The 12,419-nt window shown below is 32.1% G+C and carries 13 protein-coding genes and 1 pseudogene; 4 read left to right on the top strand and 10 right to left on the bottom strand.

Annotated features, from left to right (window positions below; all coding sequences use genetic code 11):
• Nucleotides 1–147 precede the first annotated feature (147 nt).
• A complete protein-coding gene (locus AC5YF9_RS02605) occupies nt 148–2,583 on the top strand; it encodes a GcvT family protein (protein ID WP_415304523.1) in 2,436 nt (811 codons plus the stop codon).
• Nucleotides 2,584–2,650: 67 nt separating this feature from the next.
• Nucleotides 2,651–3,748: pseudogene (locus AC5YF9_RS02600) on the top strand (alkene reductase).
• 158 nt (nt 3,749–3,906) lie between these two features.
• Here AC5YF9_RS02600 and AC5YF9_RS02595 read toward each other — a convergent pair.
• The 4 genes from AC5YF9_RS02595 to AC5YF9_RS02580 form a co-directional block, all read right to left on the bottom strand.
• Nucleotides 3,907–5,262: an NAD(P)/FAD-dependent oxidoreductase gene (locus AC5YF9_RS02595; protein ID WP_415304521.1), complete on the bottom strand. Its 1,356-nt coding sequence runs from the start codon at nt 5,260–5,262 to the stop codon at nt 3,907–3,909.
• On the bottom strand, nt 5,262–6,161 hold the full coding sequence (locus tag AC5YF9_RS02590; RefSeq protein WP_415304519.1) for a dihydrodipicolinate synthase family protein: 900 nt from the start codon (nt 6,159–6,161) through the stop codon (nt 5,262–5,264). Before AC5YF9_RS02590 ends, AC5YF9_RS02595 begins: the two co-directional genes overlap by 1 nt.
• Before the next feature lie 281 nt (nt 6,162–6,442).
• Entirely contained in the window at nt 6,443–6,880 is a 438-nt protein-coding gene (locus AC5YF9_RS02585; protein ID WP_415304518.1) for a type IV pilin protein, read from the bottom strand.
• Nucleotides 6,881–7,111: 231 nt separating this feature from the next.
• Nucleotides 7,112–7,639 carry a hypothetical protein gene (locus AC5YF9_RS02580; protein ID WP_415304516.1) on the bottom strand — a complete coding sequence of 176 codons (528 nt, stop codon included), beginning with the start codon at nt 7,637–7,639 and terminating at the stop codon, nt 7,112–7,114.
• Nucleotides 7,640–7,767: 128 nt separating this feature from the next.
• On the opposite strand from AC5YF9_RS02580, the gene AC5YF9_RS02575 reads away from it, so the two are divergent.
• The gene (locus tag AC5YF9_RS02575; protein ID WP_415304514.1) at nt 7,768–8,508 is read left to right on the top strand and encodes a YdcF family protein; all 741 of its coding nucleotides are present in this window, start codon (nt 7,768–7,770) and stop codon (nt 8,506–8,508) included.
• Between the two features lie 59 nt (nt 8,509–8,567).
• Here the strand turns inward: AC5YF9_RS02575 and AC5YF9_RS02570 are convergent, their stop codons facing one another.
• The 5 genes from AC5YF9_RS02570 to AC5YF9_RS02550 form a co-directional block, all read right to left on the bottom strand.
• The gene (locus AC5YF9_RS02570; protein ID WP_415304513.1) at nt 8,568–9,521 is read right to left on the bottom strand and encodes a DMT family transporter; all 954 of its coding nucleotides are present in this window, start codon (nt 9,519–9,521) and stop codon (nt 8,568–8,570) included.
• A 99-nt stretch (nt 9,522–9,620) separates the two neighbouring features.
• Nucleotides 9,621–9,785, bottom strand: a complete 165-nt coding sequence (locus AC5YF9_RS02565) for a hypothetical protein (protein ID WP_271564921.1) — start codon at nt 9,783–9,785, stop codon at nt 9,621–9,623.
• A complete protein-coding gene (locus AC5YF9_RS02560; RefSeq protein ID WP_415304511.1) occupies nt 9,782–9,982 on the bottom strand; it encodes a hypothetical protein in 201 nt (66 codons plus the stop codon). The genes AC5YF9_RS02565 and AC5YF9_RS02560 overlap by 4 nt, the downstream gene beginning before the upstream one ends.
• Nucleotides 9,973–10,410 carry a DUF4396 domain-containing protein gene (locus tag AC5YF9_RS02555; RefSeq protein ID WP_415304509.1) on the bottom strand — a complete coding sequence of 146 codons (438 nt, stop codon included), beginning with the start codon at nt 10,408–10,410 and terminating at the stop codon, nt 9,973–9,975. Before AC5YF9_RS02555 ends, AC5YF9_RS02560 begins: the two co-directional genes overlap by 10 nt.
• A gap of 5 nt (nt 10,411–10,415) precedes the next feature.
• Nucleotides 10,416–10,844, bottom strand: a complete 429-nt coding sequence (locus tag AC5YF9_RS02550; protein ID WP_415304507.1) for a c-type cytochrome — start codon at nt 10,842–10,844, stop codon at nt 10,416–10,418.
• A gap of 78 nt (nt 10,845–10,922) precedes the next feature.
• On the opposite strand from AC5YF9_RS02550, the gene AC5YF9_RS02545 reads away from it, so the two are divergent.
• Nucleotides 10,923–11,807 carry a DMT family transporter gene (locus tag AC5YF9_RS02545; RefSeq protein WP_496169934.1) on the top strand — a complete coding sequence of 295 codons (885 nt, stop codon included), beginning with the start codon at nt 10,923–10,925 and terminating at the stop codon, nt 11,805–11,807.
• A 22-nt stretch (nt 11,808–11,829) separates the two neighbouring features.
• Here the strand turns inward: AC5YF9_RS02545 and AC5YF9_RS02540 are convergent, their stop codons facing one another.
• A complete protein-coding gene (locus tag AC5YF9_RS02540) occupies nt 11,830–12,366 on the bottom strand; it encodes a pentapeptide repeat-containing protein (protein ID WP_415304502.1) in 537 nt (178 codons plus the stop codon).
• Nucleotides 12,367–12,419: the final 53 nt, after the last annotated feature.

Here is a 12,419-nt window from a genome sequence, read left to right as displayed (position 1 = left end):
AGAAAAGCTGGGAGTACTAATAAGAGTATCCCCAGCATATAAACATAGGGTAATATCTGATCTGCCATTATATTACTTTAGCTTATCTCTATAGTATCTCCAAATTCAAATAGTAAATTCCATAGACATTTGTTAGGATTTAAATTCATGAAAACAAGAACTAAGGTTGTAGTAATAGGCGGAGGTATAGCAGGATGTTCTACACTATACCATCTTACTAAAGAAGGTTGGTCTGATGTTGTGTTATTGGAAAGAAACAATTTAACAAGTGGTACCACCTGGCATTCAGCTGCACAGGTTACTAATTTTGGTATGAACCAAACAATGGTTGGTTTGAAAAAGCATTCAATAAAATTGTATAGAGATTTAGCAAACGATCCTAACTTTCCAGTTAATTATAATTATGCAGACGGTGGTATTCGATTAGCAAATACAGAAGAGCAAATGGATGCTTATCGACATTTTACTTCAATGGGTAGAGGTATGGGTGTTGATTTTGAAGTCATCGATGCAGAAGAATGTAAGCGTCGTCATCCGTTAATCTCAACTGATAATTTGTTGGGTGGTTGGTGGGATCCACATGATGGTAACATTGATCCTTACCAATTATGTAACGCATTAACAGGTAGAGCAAAAAATGCAGGTGCAGAAGTTTATACGGACACACCTGTTACTGCTTTAGATCAATATAAAGATGGGACTTGGAAAGTAACGACCCATAAGGGTGTTATTGATTGTGATATCGTCGTTAATGCTGGTGGCTATAGAGTGAACGAAGTTGCAAAAATGATGAACGTGCATCACCCCGTAGCTTCTATGGAACACCAATATTTTTTAACTGAAGACATTCCTGCAATTGAAAAAGCTGGTCACCGTATGCCTCTTTTAAGATGTCCAATTTCTGATTACTATTGTCGTCAAGACAAAAATGGTTTGCTAATTGGTTTTTATGAACAAGATTGTAAACCATGGGGTATGGATGGTATTGATCCAAACTTTGTAAATGCACTTTGCCCTGATGATTTAGATAGGGTAACCGATGTATTAGAGGGTGCTTTTGCAAGAATGCCAGCTCTAAAAGAAGTTGGAATACGAAATATTGTAAATGGTCCAATCACTTACACAATTGATGGCACACCGTTGGTTGGTAAAATTCCTGGTAAAGAAAATGCATTTTGTATTATTGGTCTAAGAGCAGGTATTGGTGAAGGTGGTGGACACGGATGGTTACTAGCACAACAAATTGTTCATGGTGAAGCGTGTTATGATACTTGGTGTCTGGATCCTGCGAGATTTACTTCACACACCAATGTTGAGCTTACTTCTCTAAAAGCAATTGAAGATTACCAAAATGAATTTAGATTTCATTTTCCACACGAACATAGACCAGCAGGTCGATCTGCTAAAACAACATCCTTAACACCCATTATGACTGAAAATAATGCAGAATTTACAGTTGTTAATGGCTGGGAACGAGTTGATTTTATTAAACCCAGTAAAGATTTTAAATGTACACATTCTTTTAATTTTGATGAAGCTTTTAGTGTTGTTGGTAAAGAGATTGCTAACGTTCAAAACAATGTTGGAATTTGTGAAGTAAATGGTTTTAATAGGTTTGAAATTACAGGTGAAGATACTGATAGTTTTATTGATCGAATGTTTTGTGGAAAGATCACTCACAAACCAGGTCGTGTTGGCTTAGGATATTTACTTAATGAGCTTGGAATGATTAAGGGAGAAGCAACAATTACTAATATTCCTGAATCTGAACGAGGTCCTAAAAGAGTTTGGTACGGATCAGCTGCAGCATCAGAACTTCATGATATGGATTGGTTAACTCAACACATAAAACAAGATGAAAAAGTTAACATTAAAAGTTTAACTAATAATCAAACAATATTAATTATTGCAGGACCTAATTCACGAAAAGTAATTTCTGCTTGCAGTAGAGAGAACTGGAGCAAAGAAGCTTTTTCCTGGTTAAGTGTTAGAGAGTGTTTTATTGGTTTTTCACCAGCTACTGTCATGGCAGTTAGTTTTTCAGGTGAAATGGCTTATGAAATTCATATTCCAAATGAATCTCTTTATGCTGCATACCTGTCATTGACTAAAGCTGGTACGGAATTTGGTATGCAAATTTTTGGTGCAAGAGCTGTTGAGAGTATGAGAATGGAAAAAGGATTTTTAGCTTGGAAGCATGATTTAATTACCGAATATGATCCATTTGAAACAGGACTGAACCGATTTACAAATTTACAAAAAGAAAATTTCATCGGTAAAGCAGCACTTCAAAAAAGATTTGATAGTGGTTTAAAGAAAAAATTAGTCTGTCTTAATATTAATTGTAAACACGCACCAGCACCTGGAGGTGCTTCTTTAATGGATGGAGACAAAGTTGTTGGCACCATTAGTTCTGGAGAATGGGGTTATAGAGTTAATCAAAATTTAGCTTATGCATTTATAAATATTGATAAAGCTGAAATTGGTACAAAAATGGATTTAGATTTATTTGGAAAATTAGTTAAAGCAGAGGTTATTCCTTTTGCCCCTTATGATAGTAACTTTAGTAGAATTTTAGCTTAATCAATTCAACAATAAACAAGAGAATGTGATACATAACGCCTAAACCATTAACTAAAAAGAATAAACTTTGAAACTTTTATCTGAACTAAAACTTGGTAACTTAACATTAAAAAATAGAATTATTATGGCTCCGTTAACTAGAATGCGAGCTGGACAACCTGGAAATATTCCACAAGAATTAAACGCAACGTATTACGCACAACGGGCAACAGCTGGTTTAATTTTATCAGAAGCTACTCAAATTTCACAACAAGGTCAGGGTTACCCTGCAACACCTGGTATTCATAGTAAAGAACAAATTGCTGGATGGCAAAATGTTACTAAAGCAGTTCATGATAAAAGTGGAAAAATTTTCTTACAACTTTGACATGTAGGAAAAATTTCTCATACTTCATATCAAGTAGATGGAAAATTACCCGTTGCCCCTTCTGCAATACCTGCAAAAAATAGTGAAACCTATACTGCTGATTGGCAGCCTACTGAAATTTTAACTCCAAGAGCATTAGAGATTTCAGAGATAAAAGACATTGTTAATGATTTCAAGCAAGCGGCTCTAAATGCTAAAGAAGCAAACTTTGACGGTGTTGAGATTCATATGGCTAATGGATATTTATTAGACCAATTTTTACAAGATGGTAGTAACCAAAGAACCGATGAATATGGTGGAAGTGTTGCCAATAGAATGAAATTTCCTCTTGAAGCCTTAGATGTAGTAATTGATGTTTGGGGTAAAGATCAGGTGGGTGTTCGTCTATCCCCTTATGGAACTTTTAATGGTGTAAGCGACAGTGATCCTATGAATTTATTTGGTCAAGTAATTGAAGAATTTAATAAAAGAGGCATCGTCTATATTAACATGATCGAACCAAGAGCAACTACTGCTGGTGGTGATGATAATGTAAATGATAAAGCAATTTGTACTTCTGATTTATTCAGAGCTAAATTTAATGGAATGTTTATTTCATCAGGAGGCTATAAACCTGAAACTGCTGAGGTTGCTTTAAATGATAATAAAGCAGACGCCATTATGTTTGGTAGATGGTTTATTGCAAACCCTGATCTTCCAGAAAGAATTGCTAAAAAGACAGAGCTCAATAAATACGATAGAGCTACTTTCTATGGTGGTGATGAAAAAGGTTATACTGACTACCCTTTTCTATCTTAGATATTTTTAAATTTCTCCAATCATTTAAACCCAGAACCACGATCCCTAAAAGTTTTTTCATAATCCAAGACTAACAAACCCTGAACAGAGAGTCTATTTGCTTTAATTAGCTAATACTAAACAGGATTAAGGAAGACTGAGGCGTGGCTATGAATGTTTTATAATTCTTTTCCAGCTTTAAGTTCACGCCACTTAATAATAGCATTAGCCCCTAAGTAAGAAATAGGTTTAGGAGGCAATTTTTTTGGTGCATCGTAGGATTTCATATCATTAACGATAGCTGAATCTGTGTTAGTTGCTAAATCTACTGCACCAATTCCTGCTAAAGTGCCTTTTGCAGTACCAATACCATTTTGACAACATGCTGAAAAAATATTTTTATCTACTTCACCAAAAGCTGGCACTGAGTTTAATGACAAACACAACCGTCCGGCCCATCTATATTCCATTTCAACATCTAACAACATTGGAAATCTATCATTAAAGCTTTTATCTTGATCATTGCCAAATTTACTTACTCTTTGCTCTGAAACTTCCATCGATGGATCAAAGGTCCAACGATTACGTATTACAATTCTATCCCCATTAATCCCAGTAATTTTTCTAACCGTTGATCCCATTGGATTTGAAGGAGTAACACCCCATTTTTTTTCACCTCCAAGTTTTGTTAGTTGATCTTTAGTTAGTTTTTTAGTCATAGATGCGTAGGTAAACACATGCATTAATCGTTTTTCAAAAAAACCAAACGATTCAGCATGACCGTTTACAGCCATAATAATTTTTTTTGCAATAACTGAACCTGTTGGGGTTTTTATTTCCCAACTATCATTATTTTTTTTAATCTCTATTGCTGGGCTATGCTCATAGATTGAAAATTTATTTCCATTTGATTGTGAAATACCATTAGCCAATTTACTTATATAAAGAGCCGGTTGGAGCATAAGACAGCCTGGTAAAAAAAGCCCACTTTTATAAAAAGTTGAACCAGTAATTTTCTCCATCTCAAAAGATGATAAATTTTTATATTGTTCACCAAGTTGATCTAAATGCTGAGCATATTCTTTGTTATGCTTTTCACCATTAATATTTACAGCACCATTAATACGTCCACTGGGTTCTACCGCTTCAGTAGGCATTGAATATTCTTCAGCAGCATCTTTAGCAAATTGTAGTGCCTGTCTATTTAATTTAATATGTTTTTGATCAACTTCTATTTTATCTTGGTAAGAACCTGAGCCAAGTTCATGAGGTAGATCAATCATAAAACCTGAATTTCTACCCGCAGGTCCAGCTGCAATTTCTGAGGCTTCTATTAATGCGATCTTATCTGTGTTTGTGATTTGACATAATCTCCTCGCAGCAGATAATCCTGCAAAGCCACCACCAACTATAAGCCAATCAGTTATAATCTTATTTTCTAATTTTGGATATCTGGGTTGCTCTGGAATAATGCTTCGCCAAGCTGGAGGTCCTGGATCCCGAGGCAATCTTTTTGCAACTCGAGTATTAGACATTATCCAATTTCCTTAATGGTATTATTCATAGTGTTAATGATATTTTCAAATTCTTTTTTTTCAATTTCATTTAATTGCTGTAATGGCAGACGAGGTATACCTGCGTTAATTCCTTTTATTGTAACTCCATATTTTATTGATTGAACAAATTTACCTCCCTGCTCTAAATTTTTCATCAACGGCAACATAGCATCCCAAATCTTTTTGCCTTTATCAAAGTCATTTTCAACAGCACATGCTTTCCATAAAGCAATGTGAGCAGTAGCTGAAAAGTTACTACCAGCACAAACCCAGCTTTTAACACCCGCTTGAAAGTATTCGTAAGCTTGGTCATCCATTCCACAACATAATGCTATGTTTGGGTATTTCTTAATTAGATAATCAATTCTATCCATTTCACCTGAGCTTTCTTTTATTCCAGAAAAATTTTTTGATTGACTAACAAGGTTTAAAAATTCTTCATCCATATTTACTGAGGTACGACCTGGATAATTATAAAGCAAAACAGGAAGATTTACTGATTGCTCAATTGCAATTGCATTAATCGCATTCTCTTTACTGGTTGGTACAGCGTAAGGTGGTGATGATATCATTATAGCATCTGCACCATTAGATTTTGCTGATTGTGCAATTAAAATCGAGTCTTCTGTTCTAATTACCCCACCCGTACCAGCAATAAAGGTTACTCTCTTATCTATAATTTCTGAGCTCAGTTTTAATAGATAAAGTCTTTCCTCTAAGGTTTGGGCGTAGTTTTCTCCAGTAGATCCAGCCACAACAATTCCATGAACACCTTCTTCAATAATTTTATTGATAACTTCGGCGTAAGCTTTTTCATTGATTGAATAGTCGTCATTAAATGGTGTAATTAAAGCTGTATAAATACCGTTCAGTTTCATTTAAATTCAATCTCCTTAAATAGTTAATTACTAACCACTATAATTAATAGGTGTATATTCAAACCCTACCAAACCTTAAATCAGATGTCTAGGTGATGGAACTGGCTAATAGTAAACTAGATTAATGAAGCCTGAGGCATGGCTATTGATACTCGCTAAAGAATGCTTTTCGATTGTTGGCTTCTGTTATCAATTTATTATATTTTGCTACTGTCATATGACATTCTAAGTAAACAGTTGCTTCAGTAATTAATTTTCCTAAATCTTTATTTGAAAGTTTTTTATTCTTTTGTAACAGTAGCTGTATTACTATCGTTTGCACCACAACCAGATTTCCAACACGTATAAATTTCTATTTCAGTTGTAGACTTTTTGTTCAATACCACATAACCGTAATCAGCACTAGTACCAGATTTATAAACTTTTTTGTCTTTGAATACGGGACTCTTATCTGCTTTGCTGAGCATTGCTGTTACAGCATTTTTAGTCGTAAGCGTACTACAGGCTTGACCATCTAGAACATCTGCTGAACTATCTAAAGTGCATTTTATAATTTCAGCTTGCATATATTTTGCTGTTTGAGCACCAATTGTTTTAACAGCGTTTGCTTTAGCACTTGCTGTATATCCACTGTAAGCAACAACCCCTACGGCAGCGAGGATACCGATGATTGCTACTACGACTAAAAGTTCTATTAGAGTAAAACCATTTCGTTTCATAGCCAAACCCTACCAAACCTTAAATCAGGTGTCTAGGTACTGGAATGATTGCTACTTAATGAAATAGATGATGGTTAGAATTATAAGGATAATGACAATCCAAATAGTAAGATTAGTTAAGAATTGTTTTAATTTAGAATTAGATTGTAGAAAAGCTGGGAGTACTAATAAGAGTATCCCTAGCATATAAACAAAGGGTAATATCTGATCCATCATTATATCTAGTTTGTATTATGAAACGTTTGTACGAGACCGTCGTTCATTTTGCTTTATTTTATCAAAGGTTTTCTCAATTATTTTAGCTTTCGGTCTTAGCTCTTCATTGTTATCTTTTTCTATAAGATTTTCCCCAGCTGTTTTATTAAATCCGTCTATTTTTTTAAAATATTCTTTGTTTTTAGATTGTGATTTACTGTACCAAAGGTCCTTTAATTGTTTGGTGTAATCTTCAAGTTTACTCTTATCCCAAGCAATATTTTCTTGTTTTCTCATCAAATTATAAAATTGAATGAAGTCTTTTGATTTAACCCACTGTCTAATTATATGAGTAAGTGACTTGTCCTTATTTTCTGGATCAAGTTGCTTTTGTGTAACTATCGCAATAATATTTAATGAATAAGACGCTCTATTAACATCATAATTAGATGCATTCCCTTGGTCACACCCCTTTAATAAGTTTAATACTTTCTCAAGATCACTGTCTGAATGTGTTAAATATTCAATTACCTTATCCCACTTATCTTTTGCAACTTTAGCCATTCATAGACAATACACAGATTAAGGGGTTTACTCAATTTCTTTAAGAATTTTAATGTGCTTATAACTAGATTTTTGTTATCATATCTTAGTTTGCATTTAATCAATTTCATTCATAGTTTTAAACAATAATGATTTATCTTCATAAAATTTTACCTTTAATCGCTAGTCCATTATTTTTAATTTTTTTTTTAATTATTTTAGGAACAATCATTAAGTCAAAAAAAATTACTTTATTTGGAGTTGTCATTTTAATATTTTGTTCATTGCCAATTATTTCAGATAAATTAATTAACTATTTAGAGAAAGATTATACTCTACAAGATGCATCAGCTATAAATAATGCAGACGTAATCGTTGTTTTAAGTGGAATGCTTAAAACTATTAAAGTTGATGATAAATTAAAATATGAATTTGATGATGGCGTAGATAGAATTTTATCGGGCATAGACTTATTTAAAAATAATAAAGCTTCTTTATTAATTTTAACGAAAGGACAAGTTCCATGGTCCTTAGGAATACCAGAAGGAGAATATTTAAAAGATTTTGCTATAAAATTTGGAGTACCTAAAAAAAGTATTTTACTAACTGAAAATGTTCAAAACACTGATCAAGAAGCAAAATCTGTTAAAAAACTGTTAAACTCAAATGATGTTAAGGTTATATTGGTAACTTCTGCTTTTCATATGCCAAGAGCAAAAAAAGTTTTTGAAGCATCTAATATAAAAGTAATACCGTTTGCTGTTGATTTTATAAATTCTCATCAAAAACTTACCTTTATGAGTTTTCTACCTTCAGCAGATGCATTAAGTAGCACCAGTATTTTTGTAAGAGAGATGATAGGAAGATTGTACTACAATTTAAAATATTAGGTTTTAGTTAATTAAGCTAAATTAGTATTGAAAAATTTAATTGTTCTGTTCTATAAATTTTATCTTCTAGTGGGGATTTTAGATGCTACGTATTGTTTTCTAACACCTTCTCTAAAGTAAATATAAACCCCCGCTGAAATTATACAAATGACCCCTAACAAAGTTCTAATAGATGGAATTTCATTAAATAGAAAATAACCTGGGATCATTGACATAATAATCAATGAATATTCAAACAATGAGACAACTGAAGGTGATGCAATGATATAAGCTGAAAAGATACATAAGAACCCAATAGATGCTGCTACTCCAAAGAATAATATAAATTTCCAAGTATAATCAAAGTTTGTAAACCACTCTCTAAATATAAACTGTGTAGTTGGATCAAAATCAGTGTTGTTGAATTGACCATTGCCCATAAAGACATAAATAATGCCACATAAAACAAGAGCAATTAAATAAAAATAGTATAACTGGGTGTTTACATCATCCTTATCAGATGTGTATTTAGTAATAGTCATTGATGCTGCATAAAATAAAGCACTTAATACTGGTAACAAATTTCTATAATCAAAACTTTCAAAATCAGGATTTAAGACGATTAATACACCAAAAAAACCAAAGGCAATAGCGGACCATCTTCTAATACCAATAAATTCTTTTAAGAAAAATTTAGCAAAAATGGATACGAAAAAAGGACAAGAAAAGAATAAAGCATTAGCAGTTGCTAGTTGCATATAAGTAATAGAGATAAAAAACGTTGAAAAAGCAACAAAATGTAACAACACTCTTACAAAAGTTAATACTGGATAATGTGTTTTAAGCGATACTTTTTGTCTTTTAAAACTTAAATAAATAAAAAGCACTGTTGCTGCAATCAAATACCTTCCAAAGAAGATCTCATACAAAGCAGATTGCTCGAAAATATATTTAATTAACGAGTCTTGGATTGCAAACAAGCTCATTGCGATCAGTATTAAAACTATCCCTTTTGAATTATTGTCCCTACTCATTATCTAAGCTTAAACCTAGAGCAAAGAAACTTAAAGATAAGATAGTTAAATTTACCAAGACCATAGAAATTAGGTGCTGGTTTTTTAGTCTTTAATTTTTTAGTTTTTTTCTTCTTCATAACTAATATGGTTTTGTGTTTCATTTGAATGCTTAAGATTATAACAATCTGTACAAAGTAAAATAACCTCTGGTCCTGAACTCACTTGTGTTAAGATGGCAGTATCATCTCCACACTCACTACACCCTGATAAACGTTTTTTCATTTATGTTTTTTACGGGTAATTTCATTAATTCTATCAATATAATTTTTTATCTCGGGGTTATCTGTAGGTTTGTTATCTTGCTTAGGGTTTTTCTTTCTTTGGTAATAATAATAGATAGGCATAACAACAGATAAGCCAACGATAATAATTGCTAGTATAATTTCAGAAGTTGTAACCATTTCAATATTTAATGACACGCTTGATTGAATTTTTTAAGTCTCCAGTAATTATAAGGCCAAGGTGTTAAAAAACCAACTATTAACATAATAGGCACTACCCACCAAGTTAACATCGCTCCACCAGTTAAAAAATAATCTGTAGCATTCATAGAAATTTCCATACTAACCATTGAGATAAAACTCATGCCACAAGCGGTCTTTAACGCACTGATAAAATCAAATTTTTGTTTCATTAAAATATAAGTCTCAAGCATAATGCTAGTGAGTAAACCATTAATGATTGCTAAAGTCATAATCCCCAATACTGGAAAAGGAATTTTACTTAACTGAAAAAATAATATGGTTCCAAAGTCTCCAATTGCACAACCGATAACACACCACATCGTATTCTTCGCACTAGTTCTCCAGCTATCTTTGCATCCCCAATGAAAAGTATCTGTTGCCATATAATTTATTTACTTAAATTTATTTGATGTTGATAATAATCATCTGGCCAAAAACTTTTAATATAAGCTAAAACTGAATCTATATCTTTGTCATTAAGGTTATCTTTAAACCCACCCATTTTTCCATCATAATCACTGATAATTCCAACTAATCCATGTTTAATAATTTTATGTAGTGTTACATCATCATGGTGCCAAGTGTGACCCGTGCCATTTAAAGGGGGTGCTTTACGATGTCCGTCTTCATCAACGCCCTTCCAATTTTCAGCTCCAGATAAATTAACCTGATGGCAACTCGCACAATTATTTTGGTAAGCAATTTTACCTCTAGCGATCATTAATACAGAATCTCTTGTAATTGGATAATGATTGTCTGAGTAAGAAAGGTTACTTAATGATATAAACAGAGTTAAAATTAGAAGTATTTTTTTCATAACTATTAAATTTATATATTAAAATTGTTAGATTAATCTTATATTTTTTTAAGATTGATTGATTATAAGTGTTTGTTAATGAACAATTTTATCTTATTTATTGTCACACTCTTTTGCTGGTCACCTACTTGGTATGTTATTAAATTTCAGTTAGGTTACGTTGATCCATTAGTATCAGTGTTTTATAGATTTTTGATAGCTGCAATAATTATTTTTGTTTATCTAATTTATAAGAAGAAAAATCTTAAGTTTTCTTTAAATCAACATCTTTGGTTTTTACTCTTCGGTATTTGTCTTTATTCTCTAAATTACGTTTTCTTTTATTTATCAAACACTTATTTAATAAGCGCATTTCCAGCGGTTGTCTTTTCAACGGTAGTTATTATGAATATTTTAGGAGAAGGATTTTATTTTAAAAAGAAACCTTCTTTAAAAACTTTAATTGGTGCAACTATTGGAATGATTGGAATTATAATCATCTTTAGTGATGAAATTTTCAATTTTAGCTTAGCAAATGGAACTCATGTTGGATTATTTTTAGCATTGCTTGGTACATTTAGTGCATCAACAGGTAACATGGTTCACCAAAGAAACTTAAATAATAACTTTTCATTAATACCAACACTTGCGTATGCAATGCTTTATGGATCATTAGTTACTTTATTAATCACTCAGATAAAAGGTACTGAATTACTATTTGAATATAGCTTCAGTTATATTGCTTCCCTTGCTTATTTATCAATAGTTGGCTCAATATTCGCTTTTATCTTCTATTTAAGATTATTAGAGAAAGTTGGAGCTGGACGAGCTGGTTATGTAGGAGTTGTAATGCCAGTACTTGCTTTATTAATCTCAACCGTATTTGAAAACTTAGAATGGCAGCAAGACTTAATAATAGGCTTACCTATTTTAATTATTGGTGCTGTACTTGTTATTAATCAGAAAATTAAACCTGCAAAATAAAGTAATAATTCGTAAGAATTGTTTATTTATTACATTTACCAATAGAACCTAAAGAACATTTAGTTCCATCAATCCAAGTTGCGTTATTTAAATTGGCACCTTCAAAGGTGGCATTTAAAATATTAGCACCAGTTAAATCAGCTTCAAAAAGATTACTGTTACTGAAGTTTGTCTCAATTAATGATGAACCTTTGAAATTTACTCTTGTTAAATTGGCACTTGTAAAGTTAGCTTTTTCAAAAATACCACCTTCAAGATTTGCTTCATATAAATTAGTTCTAATAAAAGAAGATTCTACAAAATTACCATTAGATAGTGTTGCATTCATCATTACTCCTTTATCAAAAGTAACTTTAATAAAGCTAATAAAAGAAAGATTAGAATTTGGTATATAGGCTCTACTTAAATCTTGGCCTTCTGAGAATTGACAATTAGAATAATCAACTCCATCAGTTGGAGCATCATCACAACCAGCTTTAGCACCACTAGTTAATAATAAGCTTAAAACTAAAATAGCAAAAAGCTTACTTATAAAGCCTGCTCTTAATAATTTTAACATATCAAATGCTAACAAATCATTACCAAGAAGTCTTCAGTTAATTTAAATATAGT

The sequence above is a fragment of the Candidatus Pelagibacter sp. uisw_098 genome, assembly GCF_059512505.1.
This window is presented reverse-complemented; position numbering and strand designations above follow the sequence as displayed.